Below are 23,079 nucleotides of genomic sequence, written 5' to 3' on the forward strand. Positions count from 1 at the left end.
TCTTTTAAAACATTCCTTATATTGCAGTCATTTTTTCTGTTTGGTCAACAGTAATTAAAGCGTCTATCATTTCATCTATATCCCCATCTAAGAATGCATCTAGCTTATATAAAGTTAAATTTATTCTATGGTCACTTATTCTACCTTGAGGGAAATTATATGTTCTTATTCTTTCTGATCTGTCACCAGTTCCGACTTGGCTTTTTCTTTCTGCTGCTATATCTTTGTGTTGTTCTGCCAATGCTTTATCGTAAAGTCTAGCTTTTAATATTTTTAAAGCTTGCTCTTTATTTTTTAATTGTGATTTTCCATCTTGGCAAGATACTACTTCACCTGTAGGTATGTGTGTTACCCTAACAGCAGAGTCAGTAGTATTGACACTTTGCCCTCCATTACCTGAAGAACGGAAAACGTCTATTCTTAAGTCATTTGGATTTATGTCAACTTCTACATCTTCAACTTCTGGTAATACTGCAACAGTAGAAGTTGATGTGTGTATTCTTCCACCAGATTCAGTTGATGGTATCCTTTGAACTCTATGAACTCCAGACTCATACTTTAATCTTGAGTAAGCTCCTTTACCTTTTATCATAAAAGATACTTCTTTATATCCACCCACTCCAGTATCACTAGCACTTAATAATTCTATTTTCCATCTTCTTCTCTCAGCATATCTCGAATACATTCTAAATAAATCACCTGCAAATAGAGCTGCTTCATCTCCTCCAGCTCCACCTCTAATTTCAACTATAACGTTCTTATCATCGTTAGGGTCTTTAGGTAATAGTAGTATTTTTATTTCTTCTTCTATTGGAGTTACTTTTTCTTCCATTTCAGATAACTCCATTTTTGCTAATTCTCTTAACTCTTCGTCTGACTCTTCTTGTAAAATTTCTTTTGATTCCTTTATACTATCTAAAACACTTTTATACTCTCTGTATTTCATGACAATAGGCTCTAAGTCAGCATGTTCTTTTATATACTTTTGCCAAACTTTTTGATCATTTATTACATCAGGATCACCTATTTTTTCACTTAAGTCTTTATATGTATCTTCCAATACCTCTAATTTTTTTAACATACTTTCACCTCGATTAAATGTAACATATCAATTGTTGATTATATCATATATTGTAGCCTATAACAACTCTATCAATGCCTTGTATATCCTTCTTTGTATATATTTGTTTATATCCATTACTTTTCATAATATTAATTACATCTTCAGCTTGATTATGACCAACTTCATATGCTAATATTCCACATTCATTTAAATATTTCTTTCCTTGTTCTGTTATTTTTCTATAAAAATCCAATCCATCTTCTCCACCCTCAAGCGCATTATATGGCTCATAATCCTTAACTTGTGTGTGTAATGTTTCTATATCTTGCTTTTTTATATATGGTGGATTTGAAACTATAATATCAAATTTTATATTACTATCATTTAATGCTGTAAATAAATCTGATTTGATGTACTCTATTTTTTCATCAACTTCATTTATAATAGCATTTTTCTTTCCTATTTCTAGAGCTATTTCTGATATATCAAAAGATGTCACATTGGAATTTTCAATGTATTTTGCTAAACTAACTGTAATAGCACCTGAACCAGTACCTATATCTAGTATGCTTACATTTTTTCTATCTTTACATATTTCAATTATTTCTTCTACTAAAGTTTCTGTATCTGGTCTTGGGATTAATACTCCTTCCTTAACAAAGAAATCTAGCCCCATAAACTCTCTCTTTTCAACTATATATGCTATTGGTCTTCCATTTATTCTTTCTTCTGCAAAACCTATAAATTTTGTTTTCTGTTCTTCATCTAATTCCTTATTTAGATTTAAGTGAATATACAATCTATCAACATCACCTAATGCTTTTTGTAATAACAATTCTGTATCTAGTCTTGGAGTATCACTTATATCTTTAAATTCCTCTGAATATTTAATAATTATATCTTTTATCGTCATAATAAATACCCTTTTCTTTAATCTACTACTGCCTTTAATGCTTCTAAAGCTACTTCTAACTGCTCATCATCAGGCTCTTTAGTTGTAAAGTATTGCAACATCATACCTGGATATGCAATAATCTTAGTGAATCCATTGTCATATCTTCCAAGAATTCTAATTACTTCATAAGATAATCCTGCTACTATAGGAACACATATGATTCTCATAAATATCCTAAGTATTGGATTTGGCCAACCAAAAAATGCAAACAATATTATTGATACAGCCATAACTATAAATAAAAAATTTGTACCACATCTAGGATGAAGCCTTTTAAATTTTCTAGCATTTTCTACTGTAAGTTCCAAATTATTTTCATAACAATATATAGATTTATGCTCTGCACCATGATATTGAAATACTCTTTCTATATCCTTACTTCTAGAAATTAATACTATATATGCAAATAATATAACTATCCTTATAATACCTTCTATTAAATTGAGCATAAAATCACTAGGTATTACCTTAGAAAAGGCCCCTCCTACTAGTGTAGGTATAAAAATAAATAAACCAGCAGAAAGTATCATCGCTACAACCAAGGAAAATACTATAAGTATATCATTTGCCTTGTCTTTAAAAATCTTCTTCATAAATAAATCAAATTTATCCTCTTCAGCTTCTTCCATAAAGAACTCTGAAGAAAAGTTCAAACTCTTTATTCCTTGAATCATTGTATCTATCATAACAAAAGAACCTCTAATAAAAGGTATCTTATCTATATTCTTATCTCTTACCCAACTTTTTATTCTATCTTCTTTTAAGGCTATTTCTCCGTCACTTTTTCTAACAGCTACAGCTCTTTTATCTTTTGATTGCATCATTACGCCTTCAATAACAGCTTGACCACCTACAGATTGTTTTCCCATCCACTCACCTCATTCAATTGCATTTTAAATACTTGATTTAACATATTTATTATTATAATACAAAAAGACAATTTAAAGTAGAATATGAATCTTTTTTTGTAATAAAATAGGAGTTGGCTTCCTCCAACTCCATTTTTATAAAAATTAGTCCATTTTGAATCTTTTTTTGAATTTGTCGATTCTTCCACCTTTTTCTATGTTCTTTTGTTTTCCTGTATAGAATGGATGGCACTCTGAACATATTTCAACTTTTATTTCGTCCTTAGTTGAACCAGCAACAAATGTGTTCCCACAAGCACAACGCACTTCAACTGGATTGTATTTTGGTTGTATTTCCTTTTGCATTATAGTCACCTCTTCTCTTTATTTAAAAAAATTAATTATATTAACTTTCTTTTTACATTATCAACTACATTATTATAGCACAACTTATTATGCCATTCAAGTGATTTTTCTATTACTTTATATAATCTATTTTTACAATTATTCCTTGATTTTACAAACTCTTTATCGATTTTACAAATTCTTTATTGTCTTTAGTCCTTTTTATAAGTTCAATGACTTTATCTGTAATTTCCATCACTGAATTATTACTCATTTCTCTTCTTAATCTCCAAAGAGCTGTTTTTTCTTCATCATCAAGCAATAAGTCATCTCTTCTTGTCCCAGACTTATAAATATCAATTGCAGGGAATATCCTTTTTTCAGCTAATTTTCTATCTAAGTGTAATTCCATATTTCCTGTACCTTTAAATTCCTCGAAAATTACATCATCCATTCTAGAGCCAGTTTCAACTAGTGCTGTTCCTAGTATTGTCAAAGAACCACCTTGTCTTATATTTCTGGCAGCTCCAAAGAATTTTTTAGGTCCATGAAGTGCACCAGGGTCAATACCTCCAGATAAAGTTCTACCTGTAGGAGATATTGTAAGGTTATATGCTCTTGCAAGTCTAGTTATACTGTCTAGTAAGATTACTACATCTTTACCGTGTTCAACTAGTCTTTGAGCTCTATTTAATACCATTTCTGCAACCTTAACATGATGACTTGATACTTGGTCAAAAGTAGAATATATAACATCTCCTTCAATAGATTCCTTCATATCAGTAACTTCCTCTGGTCTTTCATCTATAAGAAGGACTATAAGTTCAACATTTGGATGGTTTTTAGCTATACTGTTTGCGACACTTTTTAAAAGAATTGTTTTCCCAGCTTTTGGAGGTGCAACTATCAATCCTCTTTGTCCTTTACCTATAGGAGAAATTAAATCTATAATTCTTGTAGCTATCTCATTTCTATTTGTTTCCAGTGTAAGTCGTTCTTCTGGAAAGATTGGTGTCAATGTCTCAAATGCATTTCTTTGTATAGCTGTATCAGGGTTCTCATCATTTATCTTTTGAACATATAAAAGTGCTCTAAACTTTTCTCCACTTTTTGGATGTCTAGTTATACCCTTAATCTTATCTCCTGTTTTCATATTAAATCTTCTTATTTGAGATGGTGAAACATATACATCTCCTTCAGTAGATAAATAATTTGAGCCTCTTAAAAAACCAAATCCATCTGGTAAAATCTCAAGTACACCGACTACTTCATCTTCCTTTGATGTGTTGAATTCATCTACTATCTTAGATTCATCTACTTGTTTAGGCATATAATAGTTTTTATTATTATTTCTGACCATTCTATTACATGTATTTGATGCCTTATTGTAATCATTTGTATTTGATGTCTTATTATAATCATTTTTTTGGTTTCTGTTATCTTGGCTTTGGGAAATATTCTGATTATCTATTTCTTTTTTGTTATATGATTTGGCAGGGCTCTTATATTCAACTTCTTTTTCTATGCTTTCGTTCTCTATATTTTCTTTTCTATTTTTCATGTCTTCTTTTATATTTTCATTTTTATCTTTAATTTCTTCATTTGCTTTTATCTCATTTGTTTTTATTTCATTCTTGCTCTTAGAATTTATAATCTCAATTAGCTCATTTTTCTTATATGTAGTAATTGATTTTATTTTTAATTCTTTTGCTATTTCTCGTAGTTCAACTAATGTTTTACTACCCAATCCTTCTAATACTTTATCATCTAAAATCAAAAAAATCCTCCTCATCTATATATTCATTTATATATATACTTTTTTTGGAAATTGAAGGCATGAAAAAGAAAAGTTTTATTCAAACAGTTAAGTCTAATAATATCACTATTTATACATTATGGTCAATAAATAAAATTTAAAACATTATTATCCATTATATTTATTATATCTCAAGTCCAATCTTAGCACGCTTCTATAAATTTATCACTATATTTATATCTTATAATAATATTTTCCCTTAAAATATGCAACTGTTATAAAAATTATTTTTTATCTTTATAAATTCTAAAAACCATATATAACTAGAATTCTGTAAATTTTTGACTACATCAAGTTATATATGGTTTTTATATTTATGTACACCACAGTAGTTATTTATTTCTATAACATAGCTGCAATCATACTTAAAACAGCTGTTATACTTGTTAATACAAGAACACCCACAATCCCAACAGCTATTATTCTATTAATCTTTTTTTGACTTGATTTTGCCACACTACATCACCTTTCCTAATTATTTTTGAATTTCGAGCTCCTTAATTTCGCAAATCTTATCTGAATCTATTTCTTCATTTGTATTATTGTATAGCACATTGACATCTTTATCAAATTCATTACAAACATGTCTTAAATACTTAATAAAATCTTCCTTAAGGTCTTCTTTCTTTAGAGCAAAATCGACAGTCGCTTCTAAAAATCCTAATTTATCACCAACATCATATCTCTTACCCTCAAAGTTATATGCATACATGGCTTCTTTTTTAGACAATACTTTTAAAGCATCTGTAAGTTGTACTTCTCCACCTTTACCTGGTGGTAAATCCTTAAGTATATCAAATATCTCAGGAGTTATTATATACCTACCCAAAATAGCTATATTTGAAGGTGCCTTTCCTGATTCTGGTTTTTCTACCATATCTTTTACTTTATAAACCCTGCCCTCTATATTTTTAGCTTCTATTATACCATATTTATTAGTATCTTCTGGATTCACTTTTTGCACACCTAATATTGTAGTTCTATACTCTTCATATGCGTCTGTTAATTGTTTTAAACAAGGCACATCATTGTCTACAATGTCATCTCCTAGCATTACAGCAAAAGGTTCATCACCTATAAAGTGTCTAGCACAATAAATCGCATCTCCCAGTCCTTTTGGCTCTTTCTGTCTTATATAATGTATATTAATCATGTTAGATATGTTTTGTACTATTTCTAACAACTCTTTTTTACCTTTTTTTTCTAAATCAAGTTCTAATTCTACAGATTTATCAAAGTGGTCTTCAATAGATTTTTTATTTCTGCCTGTTATTATTAGTATTTCCTCTATTCCTGAAGCTACAGCCTCTTCTATTATGTATTGTAGAGTTGGTTTATCAACTATTGGTAACATTTCTTTTGGTTGTGCCTTTGTCGCTGGCAAAAATCTAGTACCTAAGCCTGCTGCTGGTATTACAGCTTTTTTAACTTTAACTTGCATAGAATCATCTCCCACTAATTAATAGATAAAAAGTCCTATTATAAAATAGGACTTTAAACTTTTAGTATATTTTAACATTAATTCAATATATTTTCCATGTGGATTATAATAAATCTTTTATAATAGCTTTTCAAGTTCTGCTACCAAGCTGTCAAATTTTTTGATTGTATTTTCTATAGGTTTTGTATTAGTTAAATTTATCCCACTTCCTTTTAATAAGTCTATTGGATAATCTGAGCTTCCTTTTTTAAGAAAATTTATATAATTATCTGAGCCATTTTTTAGTATATCTTGGGCGAAACTCACTCCTGCACTACAACCTGTAGCATATTTATAGACATAAAAACTATTATAAAAATGTGGGATTCTTGCCCATCCGACCTTAGATAATTGGTCTAATTCATAGTTTTGCCCATAATACTTCTTAAGAAGTTGTCCCCAAGCATCGTTTAACACTAATGCATTTACACTTTTTCCTTTTTCTACTAATTCATGTATAGTTTTTTCAAATTCAGCATACATAGTTTGTGTATAAAGAGTATCCTTTATTAAGTCTAGATATTGTGTTATATAATAGGCTTTCTCTCCATTACTTTTAGATTCTCTTATAAGCATCTCATAAAGCAATGCCTCATTAGTAGTAGACGCAACTTCATGAGTAAATATAGATGGATTTGAATTAAAATAATTTTGATTCTTAGAACTTAAATATTCATATACAGCATGACCTAATTCATGTGATAAAGTTGAAACTGAGCCTAATGAATTATTATAATTTAAAAGTATATATGGATGATTTTCATAGACAGATAAGCAATATCCACCACTTACTTTATTTTCATGTGAATAAACATCTATCCATTTTTCATTAAACGCTTTGTATACCACATCATTGTATTCTTTTCCCAAAGGTGATAATGCTGAATATACTATACTTTGTGCCTTTTCATAGTTGATATTACTATCAACAGCTTTAACTATAGGTACAGACATATCATATGAGTGAACCTTATCCAACTTTAAGACTTTTTTTCTTAAGTCTATATATTTGTGTAAACTATCCATATTACTGTTTACAGTTCTTATTAAATTATTGTATACTTTTTCATCTACATTATCAGATTCTAAATACATTTCTAAAGACGACTCATAACCTCTTTCCTGAGAATAAAATATATTCTTTTTAACTTGGCCAGTAATCAAGCCCGCAATTGTATTTATATTATCATTATAAGTAATGAGTTCATCTTGATAAGCTTTTTTTCTATTTTCTCTATCTGGAGATTCCAATTCACTTGCATATTGAGCTGGTGTCAGATTAGTTTTTCTATCCATATTTCTAAATAATTCATATACTTGACTTGGAAGACTACTTATTGAAGACACTTTACTTAGAATATCTTCTGATTTATCATCCAAATAATGTACTTTATTTCTTCTTATATCTCTTAAATATACACCATATTTTCTATTTATATTTTTATTTGAAATAATCTTCTTATAATCTCTATTTGATAATTTTAATATCTCTAACTCTAAATCTGAGCAAATCCCCATATAGTCTCCATAAGATTTACCCATACTATCACTCATATCTAAATATTTATATGAATTTTTATTAGTATCTTGTTTTAATTTTACATAGGCAGAAAGTTTATTTAATCTTATATCAAGTTTCTCTTTGATATCTAACGCAAAAGACAAATGCGTTGGTGACTTTGTAACTTTACCTATGTAATTTTTAAGTTCTTTTGTATCTTTATTAAAACTCTTAAGTTCTTTTTTCCATTGGTCATCACTTTTAAATAGAGACTGTAAATTCCAACATGTTTTTTCATAATCTATTTCTTGTTTTTTTTCAGCATCATCTTCAGTATCATTATTCATGACAGTAATTGCTCTATCATTATTTTCTTGATATCCTTGGTCAGCTTTTATACTTATTATTAACATGCAAAAAATAGAGATAAATAAAGGTATTATTGCTTTGCACAATTTCCTATTCATAAAAAGCCATCCTTTCAATAAGTTTACTTAATAATAGGATGGCTTTTTTTAGATATATTATTCAATTATTCATACTATATAAATAAATATCGAATTAATAGTTATCCACATAATAATCAACATATTCACAGGCTTTACTTGCTTAGAAATTTAGTTATTTCAACATGAATCTCTTTTGATAATAGCTTTTATTTTTTCTTTTTTTACATTTTATTAACATTTATGCCATACTTATCAACAAATTTTGTTGATTTATACGTTTTTTTTGTTAATAACTTTACTTTTTTCAAAAGTCTATTAACATATTATACACAAGTTATCCACATATTATACACAGAAATTTATAAATTTTATTTTGTACATATTTTTGTAACTAGAACAGTCATGTCATCTTCGATTTGTAACGCTTGTAACTCCAATGCTCTATCTAATATTAAATTTGAAATTTCCTTTGGATTAGTAGTTTCTATGTTTTTTAAGAAATATATTAACCAATTATCGCCTAAATTGTTATTTCTTCCTGCATCTACAATTCCATCAGAAACCATTATAACATAGTCACCTTCCTTAACTTTTACATTTTTTCTATCAATCTTTACATCTGATAATATACCAACAGGTAAAGATGATGATGATATTAAATCAACTTCTCCATCCTCTCTTTTTATATAGGTAGAACATGCTCCCATCTTTATAGTTTCTAAACAACCTCGTTTTAAATCTAAAATACCTAAATCGAGAGTTGAAAACATTTCTTCTGAAGACTTTAATAACAACATATTATTTATAGTATCTATGACTATTTCATCTTTAATCTTTGCATCTATCATTTTTTCTAGTATATCAATAGTAGCAGAAGACTCTTCATAAGCTTTTTTACCCTTTCCCATACCGTCGCTTATAGCCATCATATATTTACCATCATTTATCTCCATATATGTGTAATTATCTCCACAAAGGATATGTCCATCCCTAGACATTGCTGAAACTTCTGTAACAGCCTTATATTTTTGAGACTTAACAAATGTTGCTTTACATTTACCTCCTAAACAGTGACATCCTATTTTTCTAACAGACATATTCTCTCCTACTAGGTCTGAAATTATATCTACAATTTTATTTTCACACATGCAACCATCGTTACAAGTCTTCTTTTCTATTGATATTTCAAATTCGCTGTTACTCTTTGTTAAGTAACTTACTTTATCAACAGTTATATCATATCTCTCTAATTGTTCATATATATTTTTTTCTTTCTCTATATCCAACATTATATCGCCCTCTAAGTCCTGAGACAGCGATTTAATTGATTTTGAAATACTTCTTATCTGGTTTGCTATTAATTTTCTACTTTCTGAAAACTTCACACTCCAATCATAATCTAATACAAACATTTTATAATAGTGATTTGATATTTTCACTATTGATTCTGGCTTCATACATTCCTTTCTAAAATTTTTAGGTATATCGTTTACACTTAATTCTCCTTTCTCTTCAATTTTTTCAAGAATATTATATATCATAGTGTATGTATGATTAAATCTTGATTCCCAACACATTCTTCTCATACTACAACTTTTACATTCATCATTATGAATCATATCTATTACATTCGCTATGTCTCTTTGGTCTAACACTTTATCCTTTTCTCTTATCTTATCAAATGTATCTGCAAGGTCATCATAAGTTTTATATATACTATTTAATCGACTATTCGTTAAGTTTTTGCTTCTCATAATATAATCGTATACAATTTCATTTGAAGCTACATTACTTTTTATTAATTTTTCAATCTTATTGAATAATCTTTCTGGCAACACAAGCACTATCAAACACCCTAACAATATATCTCTTAGTTGCATCATGTTTGAAGTAATACCAGAAGTATATAGGTATATTATTGTCCAACTTAGAATATATCCTAATATACAGAAATATTTGTTTATCTTATTAAATGCACCACTTATTAATCCTGAAAAAGAATATATACCCATATAAATAGCTGATGTCATATTATTTAAAATAGATGCCACACCAATAATTACACCACTAGATGCTCCCATAGTAGCTCCACCTACTATTGAGGTCAGTAATATCAATACAGTTGACAAAATGGTCCTTATCGATATTCCAAACAAAGATATATCTCCTATCCCCATTATACTAAAGGTTAGCAGTAAACTTATTGATATGGCTTCTTCTGTCCGTACAGACATCCTATTGTTGACATTGGCCATTAAACCTATACCATAAGAAAATACATATATAGATATAAACATTATTATTGCTTCTACACCTGCAACAAGCAGATTATATACACACCTATCTGAAAAGAAAGCTTGTCCCATGGAAATTGGAAGTAATACTACTGCACCTATAAACGCCATTTTGGCAATTGAATCTAATAGTTTTAGTTTCTTATTTAATGCCATAAATATTGTAAGGCACACAGCATATTTTGCTACATTTCCAAAATCATTGAATGATAACAATATTCCTATTAATGTTGATATAAATACAGGTATCTTATACTTATCAATCTTTGATGCACATATAAAAAAGGCAATTCCTAAAGGAGCTACAGAGTCTACTATAATAGACCTACTAAGTAAAAATCCCATTACGGCGAATGCCGCCGTAGTAAAATCAATATATCCGCTTATTAATTTTATGACATTTGGTTTTACAGTTTTGTTCTTTACAACTGCTACACTTCTTTGCATAAAAAAACCTCCTCTTTTGTTTATATTAAGAATTGTAACAAAGAGGAGTAATTTTTTTTGTCATAATCGGTTCCAAATATCAAAAAATATTAATACATTTTTTTTGACTTTTGACATATTAGGCCTTCCAAATTATCGTATTCACTTACGGTTATTTCTTCTATTTCTAATTTTTCCATTATTATATTCAATATTTTTACACCAGCAGTTATAATATCCGCACGTTTTTCTTGTAGCCCTTTTAAGTTCTTTTTATCACTTAATGTCATCTTTATTAATTTTTGTAGAATTTCTTCTATTTCTTTTTTGCATATTTTACTGTTATGTATTTTTTCCATAGAGTAAATTTCTAATTCTTGATTCATTGCTGACAATGATGTGATTGTACCTCCTATACCTATAAGAGTTTTTAATCCCTTTTCTTTTATGTAATTTAAAGTCTCACTAATTTCATTATATATAAATGAACTCATAGCTTCAAACTCTTCATTTTCAATGATATCGTGTTTTAAAAATTTCTCTGTCATTCTAAGAGCTCCTACATTTTCACTTTTATTAAATTTAATTCCATCTGAATCACCTACAATAAACTCTGTTGAACCTCCTCCAATATCTATAACAATAATATCATTATCCTCTTGTATACCTTCTAAAACACCTTTAAAGCCCAAATTTGATTCTTCTATACCCGTAACTATATCAACATCTATACCAACTTCTTCTTTTGCTAGTTTAACAAAGTAATCTCCATTTTTACTATCTCTAAGGGCAGATGTCCCCATGCAATAAATATTTTCACATTTTTCATCATTACACTTGTCAGAGAATTCTTTTAATGCTTTTATATTTCTTTGAATCGCATCTTCCTTTATATATCCTTCGCTATCTACGCCTTGCCCAATTCTAGTTGTATTAACAAATTTTTTTCTATTTATAAGTTTTCCATCTACATAATCTACTATCAACAATCTCATTGAGTTTGTCCCAATATCAATAGCTCCTATTTTCATTATAAAATTCCTCCTTAATCAAAATAAAAAGTCATCCTTAAACTGAATGACTTTTTTATTTAATCTTAAATTTTAAAATCAATATTCTTGTAGACTTATTAGCCAGTTTTAATCAGCGATTTATATCTACATAAACGGTTTCATTAGGCTTTACCATGTTTAACCTTTTTCTAGCTATTTCTTCTAAGTCTCCTTCATATGATTTTTCATCTTTCTTTAAGCTGTTTATTTGTATTTCAGTCTTTTTTAATTGTTTATTTAGACTTGCTATTTCTGTTTTATATTCTTTAGCTTTTTCGTACTCAAATACAAATCCTGTCATTATACTAAAAATTGATATTCCTAAAAATAAACTGATAACAATAATTTGTCCTGAAAATTTTTTTCTTAAGTTCATTTTTCCTACACCCTTTTTTTAGTTTTAGTTTTTTTCTTAGATTTTGATTTTTTCTTGTTTTTTGATTTTTTATTTGATTTTCTCTTTATACTTTTTTTTGTTGCCATAAATATGTTTGGTATATAAAATATAATATCAAATAGTAGGTGTAGTGAATAGATTATAACGTAATACAAATTGTTTAAAAAACTGACTATGTAGTGTGTAACTTTTTTAAAAGAATTCCTCACAAAACGAATTATTTTATTGATAATTGATAAAACAATTTTACTTATGGTGTTATAGTATAAAATAAAACCAATAAACAAAGCCACAAAATGGTAATATCTTAAATTAAAAAACTCTGTAAGGTTTATTGTTATAAATATTATAATGGTTGCTAGAAACCAAAACAATACATCAAAAATTATTGCAAAATAATTGATGAATTTAAAACTCCCTCTCAGGCCTCTATAAAAATCAAACAACACTCCTATGAGTATTCCACCATAAATAGTAGCGTAGAAAATACTTACATCTTGAGTAAAAGGTATCATCTATCTAAATACCTTTTTCAAAAAACTTTCTTGTGGCTTTTTAGGCTTTGCATATACCATAGAATTTATAGTTCCATCTATGCTAATTATATTTTCGTCTATACTTAGCTTGCTCATATCTAGGTTTTCGCCTTCAATCACCATCTCGCCTACAGAAGTTTTAAGCTCTACTCTTTTATCATTAAAAGAATATATGTGCTCGACTCCTGAAATAACCAGCTTTGATCTATCTTTCAAAGTTATGTTCTGTTCCATAATATCCCCCCAGTAAATATTTCACTAATACTACTATTAATATACTAGAGGACTATTAATTTTATTCTAAAATTTCGTACATTTCTTTTGCATCATTTTTTAATACATGCTCTCTTACTTCATTTATCTTAAACTTCATCTTCTTCTCTCCAAATTGTATTTCTAGTGTATCTCCAATATTCACTTCTGAAGAAGATTTAGCGACTTTTCCATTTATAGTGACAATTCCTTTATCACATGCATCTTTAGCAACAGTTCTTCTCTTTATAATCCTAGATACTTTTAAAAACTTATCTAATCTCATAATTATCACCTTCCTTAGCTCTATAGAAAAAGTGTGGTAAATTTATCCACACTTTTTCACAAGATTTCTAATTATCCATTTATTGTATCCTTTAATCCTTTTCCAGCTTTGAAAACTGGTGCTTTAGAAGCTGGTATATCTATAATTTGCTCTGGATCTCTTGGATTTCTTCCTTGTCTAGCAGCTCTTTCTCTTGTCTCAAATGTTCCAAATCCAACTAATTGAACTTTTTCATTATTTACTAGTGCATCTTGAACAGAACTCATAAATGCGTTTAACGCAGCCTCTGCTTCCTTCTTTGTTAATCCACTTTTTTCTGCCATCTTTGATACTAATTCAGCTTTATTCACGATATTTACCTCCTAAAAATGTTTATAATATAGACTCCTATCTTTCTGATAAAAGTTCTAGATTTTTGACAAATTTCCTTCCACAATTTTATTGTTTTTTAGCCTGATTCCAAAATTCATCCATCTCTTCAAGTGTCATGTCTTCTAATTTTCTATTTAAATTCATTGCACTTTTTTCTACAAACTCAAATCTATTTATGAATTTATCTGTAGTACAGTTCAAGGCTTCTCCTGAGTCTATGTCTAAAAATCTAGCTAGATTTACTATCGAAAATAATAAATCGCCTAGTTCTTCCTTTATGTATTTTATATTCCCGACCCTGTGTTCGTCAAGTAATTCCTGATATTCTTCTTCAATTTTTTTAAATACATCTTCTACATTGTCCCAATCAAAGCCAACAAGAGCTGCTTTATGTTGAACTTTACTAGCCTTCATAAGAGCTGGTAAATGTTTTGGTATTCTTCTAAGGCCATCTGTTACAGTGCTTTCGCCTTTTTCTTCTTTCTTTAACTCTTCCCAAGTTTTTTCAAACTTAGACATATCTAGTTTTACACCATTAAATATATGAGGATGTCTATGAATTAATTTTTTGCATATACCATTTACCACTTCTTTTAAATCAAAGTAGCCTTCCTCATTACCTATCTGACAATGGAATATAACTTGTAAAAGAACATCTCCTAGCTCTTCTACCATTTCATCTATATCATTATTATCAATTGCATTACAAAGTTCATATGCTTCCTCTATAACAGAATTTTTTAATGATTGATGTGTTTGTTTTTTATCCCATTCACATCCAGATGGACTTCTTAATGTATTAACTATTATTTCTAAGTCATGTACTGTATTATACATCTTTTTAGAACTTTTGGGTATATATAAGCTAGTTAAATAGTCAAAAAAGTTTTCATTTCTGTCTAATTCACATAATTTTATAAACTTTTTACTTTCTAAATCTTTGACACCTGCTCCATTTACTATACATACTTCTTGATTATAATCATAATATTCCATAAGTTTTAACTTTACATTTGATGCTATAAATTTATCATACACTTGAGTTATTATCATACTTGTATCTAAATCTATGTATGAGTTTTCTATCTCAAAGGCATCTATCAATTTAAATCCATCAGATGGGTCTATAGCTAAATAGTTAAACATAGCGTCTACAAAGCTCATAGAAGGTACTATCTCCACTTTTATGTGCTTTTCATCGGCAAGTCTCTCTATTATACTTACAGTCTTTTCTGCGACCCTTGGATGACCAGGAACCGCATATACTAAATCACCTTTTGTAGATTCTTCTATAATAAATTCAGATATTTTTAAGTAAACACTCTCAAAGTTTTCCTCATTTTCATAAAAGTAATCTAAAGAAGTGTATTGTATAGTTTCTTTAAGTTTATCAATTATTGGATGTTTCTCTGTTCTAAAAAAGACTCTAGGGCTGTTTTTTAAAGATTCCAGTACACCTTGGCTTATAAGAGAATAGTCTCCTGGTCCAAGCCCTACAATACTTATCTTACCCATAACATCACTCCCATTAGCAAATTTCACTTTATTTTTGTATTATTATACAAATAAGGAGCTTTACTATTTGTATAGTATTTCCTTTATTTGCATATATATTCCTATATTATCTTATAAGTTTAACTTTTTTTAACAATTTATATAATTTATCACCTTTTGGCATAGTTAATATCTCTTCTTTTTTAATTCCGCCTATTCCAAGAATAACTACTACATACACAATCCCACCAACACCTATTGCGATTATTGTAGATAGACTATTGCCCAATAATCCAACTAAAGCACCATAACTCAACTTAACCATTATAAACATTGTCATAACTGTTATAAATGGTTTTATTATAAATTCCTTCTTAGGAAATTTTACATTCATATATTTTTTAACATATAATAAGTTAATCATAGCTGCCACAAAGTATGCTGTAACTGTTCCAAAAGCTGAACCTAATACATTGATATCTGGTATACCTGTCAATGTGTAACTTATAACAATCTTACATAACATACCCACACATAGAGCAATTACGGGAACTATTGGTTTTCCCATTCCTTGAATTATACCTGTTAATGTTTGTATTAATCCTAGGAACAGTACACATGGAGTAAGAGTAAACAAGATAGTTCCTACAGATGATGGCTCATGTGGAAATAAAAGACCCATTATTGGTATCGCTAATGATGCCATACCAAACGCACAAGGTAATACTATAAGTAAAGTCACCTTAACAGCACTTTTAGTATCTTTTCTAGCCTTTGATTTATTACCTAATGCATATGCTTTAGAAATAGCTGGAACTAAGCTCATACTCATTGCAGTTGTTATAACGGCTGGTAAATTTATTGTTGCCATTGCCATACCTGTCAATTGACCAAACATTGAATTTGCTACTTTATATGTAAAGCCTGCTTCCATAAGTCTTCTTATTACAATAACATTATCTATCATATTTACAAGTGGCATTACTGATGCACCTATTGTTATCGGAATAGCAACTGTTAAAAGCTTTTTAAAGATATAAGAAACTTGTTCATCCTTGAACCTTTGACTCGCATCTATCTCAGCTCTACGTTCTCTTCTTCCTAACATATAAGCAAACATCAGATAAACCATAGATGCTACTGAACCTATTGTAGCTCCTGATATAGCACCTGCTGCTCCTAAAGTTTGCCCAAAACTTTTCATAAGTAGGTAGGCCAAAGTAAGACCTAATACAACTCTAAAAAATTGCTCTGCAACTTGAGACACAGCAATCTTAGTCATGTCTTGTCTACCTTGAAAATAGCCTCTATATGCTGACATCGCTGGAACAAATAATAAAGCTGGAGCAATAGCTTTCATAGAGTACAATGCACCAGGATTTTTCATTATGTTTGTTACTATGTAGTCGGCTCCAAAAAACAATATACAAAATGATATTATACCAGTTATAAATAAAACTGTATGCGATACTTTAAATATCTTATTTGCACCTTTATAATTTCCAATAGCAACTTTTTCCGAAACCAATTTTGCCACAGCTGTTGGGAATCCAGCAGTAGCTAATGTTAAAAATAGAGTGTACACAGGATAAGCCGCCTGATAGTATCCCATTCCTTCTGAACCAATCATGTTCCCAAGGGGAATTCTAAAAAATCCACCCATTATTTTTACGATTACACCTGCTAGCCCAAGTATAAGGGCTCCTTTTAAAAAGGAGTCTTTGTTTTTGTTATTGTTCATAACATAACCTCCATACTGTTTATATAACAAACTTTAATATACCATATTTTTAATGCTATATTCAATATTTTAAACAAAAACTTCAAAAGACCTTCACGTAAAAGGTCTTTATGATAAAATTATTGAACTTGTTTTCCTAAAAAGTTAGCAGCTATTTTTAAAGATTTTTCTTCACTTTCTGCAATTGTATCTTTATCTTTTGAAACAACTACAATAGAACCTATACAGTCACCAGATGCACTAATTATAGGCATAATAACTTGACTAATATATTCCTTTTGGTCTTCTTTAAATAAAGGTAAAATATTTTTATCTTTTGAGTACTTTACTGTTCTTTCACTTATTATTGCTTCTAACTCATCACTTATACTTTTTTCTTTATAATCTTTTTTAGGAAGTTTAGATACAGCTATTATAGAATCTAAATCGGTTATTAATACACCATATCCTAATACTTCTGCTAATGTTTCAGCATATTCTTGGGAGAATTCATTTAATTCTCCTATTGGAGAGTATTTTTTAAGTATGACTTCTCCATCTTTTGCTGTGAATATCTCTAAAGGATCTCCTTCTCTAATTCTTAATGTCTTTCTTATCTCCTTTGGGATAACTACCCTTCCAAGATCATCTATTCTTCTAACTATACCTGTTGCTTTCATATTTTTTAATCCCTCCATAAATTACTTTAAGTTTATTTTTACCATTGTTAAGAAAAATATACAAAAAAAGCTATATCTTCTCCAGATATAGCTTTTTTAAGCATATTACTATTTTTTTAGTTTTTAGATTGTGATTGTATTTATTACTTTTTCATCTTTTTCTACTTTAGCTTCTTTAGTTAATTTTTCTATTTTCTCTTGATATTTGTTTTTTAATAATTGATCTTTTATAGTTTCTTTAGAATCTTCAAATGGTGTTTGTTCATTTACTTTATCTGTTACTTTGATTATATGGTATCCATATTGAGTTTCAACTAAGTTAGATATTTCACCCTTTTTCATAGAAAATGCTGCTTCTTCAAATTCAGCGACCATTTGACCTCTTGAGAAGAATCCTAATTTACCACCATCACTTGCTGAAGCATCTTGTGAATATTTCTTTGCAACCTTTGCAAAATCTTCACCTGATTTAACTTCTTTAAGGGCTTCTTCAGCTTTTTTCTTAGCTTCTGCCTTTTTCTCTTCTGAAAGTGGTTTATTGTTGTCATCTACTGTTTTTAATAAAATATGAGAAGCTTCTACCTCATCTTTTTTGAATTCATCTTTATGTGTATCATAGTATTTTTTCATTTCTTCATCTGATATTTTAGTTTCTTTAGTAAAATTAGCTTGATAGTTTTGCATAGCTAAATCTTTTTCTTGTTGGTCTTTTAAAAATGTATCATCTATACCTAATTTTTCAAGTTGCTCTTTATATTTTTCATCTTTACTCATAGCATCTTTTAAATCTTTAAAACTTTTTTCAACATCTTCTTTTTTAGGAAGTAAGTTATCTTTTTTAGCTTGTGAATATATAACTTCTGTAGTTATAAGTTGTTCAAGAATTAAGTCTTTAAACTTGTCCTTATACTTTACTCCTTTTTCAACTTCTTTGTCCCAGATATCTTTTCCGTAAGTTTGTTCCATAGAATCTTTATAAAGAGCTATAGTTTTTTTAAATTCATCTGATGATATTTTTGTACCGTTTACTGTTGCTACAGTTCCATCTGTGCTTGCACTACAAGCTGTTATTGATACTACAACTATCATAGCTATTACTAACGTTATTACTTTTTTCAAATTTAAAACATCCCTTCTTAAATTTACAAGTTATTTGACCTTGCACATTTTTTCTAACAGTTCTTCTAATTCTGTAACTATATTATAACCTATTTTTTGTTTAGTTCTATACTTTGTTATTGGAACTAATAATATTTCATCTTTTACTTGTCTAATTTTTTCTATTTTTAATATCTTACACAACGATTTTATATAAGCTATTGTAAGTAGTGTTTGTACTGGTTTAGGTATATCAGAGAATCTATCTTCAAGTTCTTCTTGTATATCCAACATATCTTCCCTATTTTCAATAGAAGCAATTTTCTTATACATTTCAATCTTAATCAATTCATCCTTAATATAATTGTCTGGAATATATGCATTTACACTTAAATCTATTTCAACATCAATTTCTTCAACAATAGGCTCACCTTTAACCTTTTTAATTGCATCATTAAGCATTTTGACATATAAATCATAACCTATAACTGCCATATGACCATGTTGTTGAGAACCTAAAATATTTCCAGCCCCTCTGATTTCAAGGTCTCTCATCGCTATTTTAAAACCTGAGCCAAATTCTGTAAATTCCCTAATAGCCTTTAATCTTTTTTCTGCTATTTCACTTAAAGTCTTATCTTTTTCATACATGAGATAGGCATATCCTTGTCTGGAACTTCTTCCAACCCTACCTCTTAACTGATATAACTGAGCTAATCCCATTTTATCTGCATCGTATATAATCATAGTATTTGCATTGGATATATCCATACCTGTTTCTATTATTGTAGTACATACTAGCACATCATAGTCTTTATTTAAAAATCCTAAGATTATATTTTCTAGTGATTTAGAGGTCATTCTTCCATGTGCAACAGCTACTCTAGCATCTGGGACAAGCTTTTGAATCATACTTGCCATTTCTTCAATATGCTCAACTCGATTGTATACAAAGAATACCTGTCCACCTCTACTTAATTCTCTTTCTATTTCATCTTGAATTACGCTTTCCTTACTCTCAGTAACATATGTTATTACAGGATGTCTTTCTTGTGGGGGTTCTTCTATAACACTCATATCTCTTATCCCACTTAAAGACATATGTAGAGTTCTTGGTATAGGAGTTGCTGAAAGTGTAAGCACATCTACTGTAGATTTAATTTTCTTTAAGGCTTCTTTGTGCTTTACACCAAATCTTTGCTCCTCATCAATAACTACAAGACCCAAGTTTGGTAAATTTATATCTTTAGATATTATTCTATGAGTACCAATTAGAATATCTACTAACCCTTTTTTAGCATCTTCAATAATCTGCTTTTGTTGTTTTGGAGTCTTGAATCTACTTAAAACTTCCACTCTCAAAGGATAATTTTCAAACCTTTCTTTAAATGTATTGTAATGTTGTTGAGCCAGTATTGTTGTTGGAACTAATACTGCAACCTGTTTTTGGTCCATACATGCCTTAAAAATGCTTCTAATTGCTACTTCTGTTTTCCCATAGCCAACGTCTCCACAGACAAGTCTATCCATTACTTTACTTGATTCCATATCCTTTTTAGTTTCCTCTATTGCTTTTAATTGGTCTTCTGTTTCTTGATATGGAAACAATGATTCAAACTCTGCCTGCCAAGGTGTATCTTTTGAAAACTTATACCCTTGTATCTTTTCACGTTTTGCATAGAGTTCAATTAAGTCTTTTGTCATATCTTCAATTTCTTTTTTGACTTTTGCCTTTGCCTTTGTCCACTCATTGGTTCCAAGCTTATTTAACTTAACTTTTTCTACCTCTGCACCAATATATTTTTGTACTTTATCCATCTGGTCTATTGGTACATATAAATTATCTCCACCTTGGTAAACTATTTTCATGTAATCTTTTTTGATTGCATTAACTGTAATCTGTTCAATTCCTGTGTATCTACCTACACCACTATTTTCATGTACTACATAATCTCCAACGCTTAAATCTAAAAATGACTCTATCTTCTTTCCTTTTTTGGCTTTTTTATTACTAGTCTTAGAGGCTCTTTTATAAACACCTATCATTTCATTATCTGTTATAACAACAAATTTTATAGATTTATACTGAAAACCACTATTTATATGTGCAGGTACAATTACAATTTGAGAAGATTTAATTTCAATATCTCTATCTTTAGAAACAGTCGTTTCTAAGCCTTTATCCAATAAATCTTTTCCTAATTTATTTGCTCTTTCCAATGTATTTGTAGCCAAAATTATTTTATAACCATTGTATTTCAGCCGATTTAATTCTTCTACAAGTAAGTCTACTTTTCCATTAAATGTAGGTACTTCTCTACTTTCAAAATTTATTATGGATTTTACAGAAAAGTTATTTATAGACTTTGGTAATAGTGAATTCAAGACCACAGACTTGTCTTTTACTAGGTACTCCAAATCTGTATAATGGTATAATAGTTTTCCTTGATTTTTAACAGCCAAACCTCTTTCAAGGTTTAGTTTGTAATTTTCTCTAAACTCATTTAAGTAATTTTCACATCTTTCCTTAAGTCTTGTTATATCATTGATAAATACTATTGCATCATCTGCTAGATAAGTAAATATACTTTTGTTTTCTTCTGGATAGATATAATCTATATAGTTTTCTACACCTTCAAAATAAGTCTTACTTGATATATATTCTATATTTTGAAAGGTTCCTTCATCAGTATTTTTAGTTGTTTCCTTTTTTAACCTAACTAATGCATCTGTAGTTTTTTCTGGATAAATAAATTCTCTTGAAGGAGTTATAGAGAACTGTTGTAACTTATCAATTGATTTTTGAGAAAATACGTCAAAAGTTCGTATGGAATCTATCTCATCATCAAATAATTCCATACGAATCGGATTTGTATACTCAAGTGAGAATACGTCAATAATTCCACCTCTTATACTAAATTGACCAAACCCCTCTATTTTTGAAACTCTTTCATATCCTAAGGAAACTAACTTCTCAGTTAATTTTTCTAAATCTAAACTATCCCCCACTTTGTAATGAGATACACTATCAAGTAAAACTTGTTTTGGTATATATTTTCTTAAAACTGCTTCAATAGAAGTTACTAAAATTATTTTTTCTTTCTTTGCTAGTTTTAATAATACCTTTAATTTTTTTGCTTCTTCGTTTCTGTCCTTTGCATCTAAATGATAAAAGTAAATATCTTGAAATCCTAAATATTCGACTTTATCCCCAACATAAAAATTTAAATCTTCATATACTTTTTTTGCTTCTAAATCACTACTTGTGATAAAAATCATTTGTCGTGACAAATCATTAAACATAGAATATGATATATGAGGTTTTTGTACTGGCAAAAGTCCATTAACCAATGATGAGCCTTTTGTATTTTTTATGCAGTTTATTATATCTTTATACTCTTTTGAGTTCTGCAAAGGATATAAAAAAACATCATTCATTTAAATCTCCCTCTCACTATCCATTGTATTTATTCATAGACATGTCTATATTTTCTCTTATTATTGAGTCAACAGCACACGCCGCTTTTTCTAGTGCTTCATTTATATTATCAGATTCTTCTTTTCTAAATCTAGAAAGTACAAAATCTGCTAAGTCTTGGCCAACTTCTGGCTTAGATACACCTACTCTTACTCTTGGGAAATCATTTGAACCTAAACACTTCGTTATAGATTTCATTCCATTATGAGTACCACCACTTCCTTTTTTTCTTATGCGTATCTTTCCAACATCTAAATCTATATCATCATACACTACTACTATAGTATTTAAATCTACCTTATAATATTTATATATATCTATTAATGTTTCTCCACTTAAATTCATATAAGTTTGTGGTTTTACTAGTAATACTTTTTCAGTACCTACTCTACCTTCGCCAATTAAAGCTTTGTGTTTTATTTTAGTAACACTAATGTTGTATTCTTTTGCAAGAATATCTATGACATCAAATCCAACGTTATGTCTAGTCTTTTCGTATTTTTTTCCTGGATTTCCTAACCCTACTACTACGTACAT

Annotated in this window: 20 protein-coding genes; all 20 read right to left on the reverse strand. The window is 29.0% G+C overall.

The features are described from left to right. Nucleotides 1–16: 16 nt before the first annotated feature. The 20 genes from prfA to pth all read right to left on the reverse strand — a co-directional run bounded on the left by prfA (nt 17) and on the right by pth (nt 23,079). On the reverse strand, nt 17–1,081 hold the full coding sequence (prfA, locus tag KGF48_RS09970) for a peptide chain release factor 1 (protein WP_227829087.1): 1,065 nt from the start codon (nt 1,079–1,081) through the stop codon (nt 17–19). Between the two features lie 43 nt (nt 1,082–1,124). Continuing rightward, nucleotides 1,125–1,976, reverse strand: a complete 852-nt coding sequence (gene prmC / locus KGF48_RS09975) for a peptide chain release factor N(5)-glutamine methyltransferase (RefSeq protein WP_227868006.1) — start codon at nt 1,974–1,976, stop codon at nt 1,125–1,127. Between the two features lie 17 nt (nt 1,977–1,993). After that, nucleotides 1,994–2,887, reverse strand: a complete 894-nt coding sequence (locus KGF48_RS09980; protein WP_227868007.1) for a DUF1385 domain-containing protein — start codon at nt 2,885–2,887, stop codon at nt 1,994–1,996. 144 nt (nt 2,888–3,031) lie between these two features. Next, on the reverse strand, nt 3,032–3,232 hold the full coding sequence (rpmE, locus tag KGF48_RS09985; RefSeq protein ID WP_003421397.1) for a 50S ribosomal protein L31: 201 nt from the start codon (nt 3,230–3,232) through the stop codon (nt 3,032–3,034). A 151-nt stretch (nt 3,233–3,383) separates the two neighbouring features. Further along, the gene (rho, locus tag KGF48_RS09990; protein WP_227829090.1) at nt 3,384–5,003 is read right to left on the reverse strand and encodes a transcription termination factor Rho; all 1,620 of its coding nucleotides are present in this window, start codon (nt 5,001–5,003) and stop codon (nt 3,384–3,386) included. A 499-nt stretch (nt 5,004–5,502) separates the two neighbouring features. Continuing rightward, nucleotides 5,503–6,468 carry a UTP--glucose-1-phosphate uridylyltransferase GalU gene (gene galU / locus KGF48_RS09995; RefSeq protein WP_227839024.1) on the reverse strand — a complete coding sequence of 322 codons (966 nt, stop codon included), beginning with the start codon at nt 6,466–6,468 and terminating at the stop codon, nt 5,503–5,505. Between the two features lie 117 nt (nt 6,469–6,585). After that, complete coding sequence (gene pepF / locus KGF48_RS10000) at nt 6,586–8,475, reverse strand: oligoendopeptidase F (RefSeq protein WP_227868008.1); 1,890 nt, start codon at nt 8,473–8,475, stop codon at nt 6,586–6,588. Between the two features lie 350 nt (nt 8,476–8,825). After that, nucleotides 8,826–11,198, reverse strand: a complete 2,373-nt coding sequence (gene spoIIE, locus KGF48_RS10005) for a stage II sporulation protein E (RefSeq protein WP_227868009.1) — start codon at nt 11,196–11,198, stop codon at nt 8,826–8,828. A gap of 89 nt (nt 11,199–11,287) precedes the next feature. Beyond that, a complete protein-coding gene (locus KGF48_RS10010; RefSeq protein WP_227856999.1) occupies nt 11,288–12,208 on the reverse strand; it encodes a Ppx/GppA phosphatase family protein in 921 nt (306 codons plus the stop codon). Nucleotides 12,209–12,320: 112 nt separating this feature from the next. Further along, nucleotides 12,321–12,605, reverse strand: coding sequence for an FtsB family cell division protein (locus tag KGF48_RS10015; protein WP_227436281.1), 285 nt, complete (start codon nt 12,603–12,605; stop codon nt 12,321–12,323). Between the two features lie 5 nt (nt 12,606–12,610). Beyond that, entirely contained in the window at nt 12,611–13,141 is a 531-nt protein-coding gene (gene yabQ, locus KGF48_RS10020) for a spore cortex biosynthesis protein YabQ (RefSeq protein WP_227829095.1), read from the reverse strand. Further along, entirely contained in the window at nt 13,142–13,396 is a 255-nt protein-coding gene (locus KGF48_RS10025) for a YabP/YqfC family sporulation protein (protein WP_003421411.1), read from the reverse strand. It abuts the gene before it with no gap. Nucleotides 13,397–13,457: 61 nt separating this feature from the next. Continuing rightward, a complete protein-coding gene (locus tag KGF48_RS10030) occupies nt 13,458–13,700 on the reverse strand; it encodes an RNA-binding S4 domain-containing protein (RefSeq protein ID WP_227436285.1) in 243 nt (80 codons plus the stop codon). Between the two features lie 71 nt (nt 13,701–13,771). After that, entirely contained in the window at nt 13,772–14,050 is a 279-nt protein-coding gene (locus tag KGF48_RS10035; protein WP_227436295.1) for an HU family DNA-binding protein, read from the reverse strand. 88 nt (nt 14,051–14,138) lie between these two features. Next, a complete protein-coding gene (gene mazG, locus KGF48_RS10040) occupies nt 14,139–15,587 on the reverse strand; it encodes a nucleoside triphosphate pyrophosphohydrolase (protein ID WP_227839022.1) in 1,449 nt (482 codons plus the stop codon). 106 nt (nt 15,588–15,693) lie between these two features. Then, the gene (locus tag KGF48_RS10045; protein ID WP_227839021.1) at nt 15,694–17,307 is read right to left on the reverse strand and encodes a polysaccharide biosynthesis protein; all 1,614 of its coding nucleotides are present in this window, start codon (nt 17,305–17,307) and stop codon (nt 15,694–15,696) included. Nucleotides 17,308–17,426: 119 nt separating this feature from the next. Further along, entirely contained in the window at nt 17,427–17,966 is a 540-nt protein-coding gene (locus KGF48_RS10050; protein WP_227436300.1) for a stage V sporulation T C-terminal domain-containing protein, read from the reverse strand. A gap of 123 nt (nt 17,967–18,089) precedes the next feature. Further along, nucleotides 18,090–19,085, reverse strand: coding sequence for a peptidylprolyl isomerase (locus KGF48_RS10055; protein WP_227868010.1), 996 nt, complete (start codon nt 19,083–19,085; stop codon nt 18,090–18,092). Between the two features lie 30 nt (nt 19,086–19,115). Beyond that, nucleotides 19,116–22,502: a transcription-repair coupling factor gene (gene mfd, locus KGF48_RS10060; RefSeq protein WP_227868011.1), complete on the reverse strand. Its 3,387-nt coding sequence runs from the start codon at nt 22,500–22,502 to the stop codon at nt 19,116–19,118. Nucleotides 22,503–22,518: 16 nt separating this feature from the next. Beyond that, nucleotides 22,519–23,079, reverse strand: a complete 561-nt coding sequence (gene pth, locus KGF48_RS10065) for an aminoacyl-tRNA hydrolase (protein ID WP_227839019.1) — start codon at nt 23,077–23,079, stop codon at nt 22,519–22,521.

This window comes from Clostridioides sp. ZZV15-6388, from assembly GCF_020657755.1.
GTDB lineage: Bacteria > Bacillota > Clostridia > Peptostreptococcales > Peptostreptococcaceae > Clostridioides.

Excerpts from the sequence above, each read along its gene's own strand:
- rho (WP_227829090.1), bottom strand. The coding sequence starts at position 5,003 with ATGAGGAGGATTTTTTTGATTTTAGATGATAAAGTATTAGAAGGATTG.
- KGF48_RS09980 (WP_227868007.1), bottom strand. The coding sequence starts at position 2,887 with ATGGGAAAACAATCTGTAGGTGGTCAAGCTGTTATTGAAGGCGTAATG.
- pepF (WP_227868008.1), bottom strand. The coding sequence starts at position 8,475 with ATGAATAGGAAATTGTGCAAAGCAATAATACCTTTATTTATCTCTATT.
- KGF48_RS10010 (WP_227856999.1), bottom strand. The coding sequence starts at position 12,208 with ATGAAAATAGGAGCTATTGATATTGGGACAAACTCAATGAGATTGTTG.
- prfA (WP_227829087.1), bottom strand. The coding sequence starts at position 1,081 with ATGTTAAAAAAATTAGAGGTATTGGAAGATACATATAAAGACTTAAGT.
- rpmE (WP_003421397.1), bottom strand. The coding sequence starts at position 3,232 with ATGCAAAAGGAAATACAACCAAAATACAATCCAGTTGAAGTGCGTTGT.
- KGF48_RS10015 (WP_227436281.1), bottom strand. The coding sequence starts at position 12,605 with ATGAACTTAAGAAAAAAATTTTCAGGACAAATTATTGTTATCAGTTTA.
- prmC (WP_227868006.1), bottom strand. The coding sequence starts at position 1,976 with ATGACGATAAAAGATATAATTATTAAATATTCAGAGGAATTTAAAGAT.
- galU (WP_227839024.1), bottom strand. The coding sequence starts at position 6,468 with ATGCAAGTTAAAGTTAAAAAAGCTGTAATACCAGCAGCAGGCTTAGGT.
- KGF48_RS10030 (WP_227436285.1), bottom strand. The coding sequence starts at position 13,700 with ATGAGATTAGATAAGTTTTTAAAAGTATCTAGGATTATAAAGAGAAGA.
- yabQ (WP_227829095.1), bottom strand. The coding sequence starts at position 13,141 with ATGATACCTTTTACTCAAGATGTAAGTATTTTCTACGCTACTATTTAT.
- pth (WP_227839019.1), bottom strand. The coding sequence starts at position 23,079 with ATGTACGTAGTAGTAGGGTTAGGAAATCCAGGAAAAAAATACGAAAAG.
- mazG (WP_227839022.1), bottom strand. The coding sequence starts at position 15,587 with ATGGGTAAGATAAGTATTGTAGGGCTTGGACCAGGAGACTATTCTCTT.
- KGF48_RS10050 (WP_227436300.1), bottom strand. The coding sequence starts at position 17,966 with ATGAAAGCAACAGGTATAGTTAGAAGAATAGATGATCTTGGAAGGGTA.
- mfd (WP_227868011.1), bottom strand. The coding sequence starts at position 22,502 with ATGAATGATGTTTTTTTATATCCTTTGCAGAACTCAAAAGAGTATAAA.
- spoIIE (WP_227868009.1), bottom strand. The coding sequence starts at position 11,198 with ATGCAAAGAAGTGTAGCAGTTGTAAAGAACAAAACTGTAAAACCAAAT.
- KGF48_RS10045 (WP_227839021.1), bottom strand. The coding sequence starts at position 17,307 with ATGAACAATAACAAAAACAAAGACTCCTTTTTAAAAGGAGCCCTTATA.
- KGF48_RS10025 (WP_003421411.1), bottom strand. The coding sequence starts at position 13,396 with ATGGAACAGAACATAACTTTGAAAGATAGATCAAAGCTGGTTATTTCA.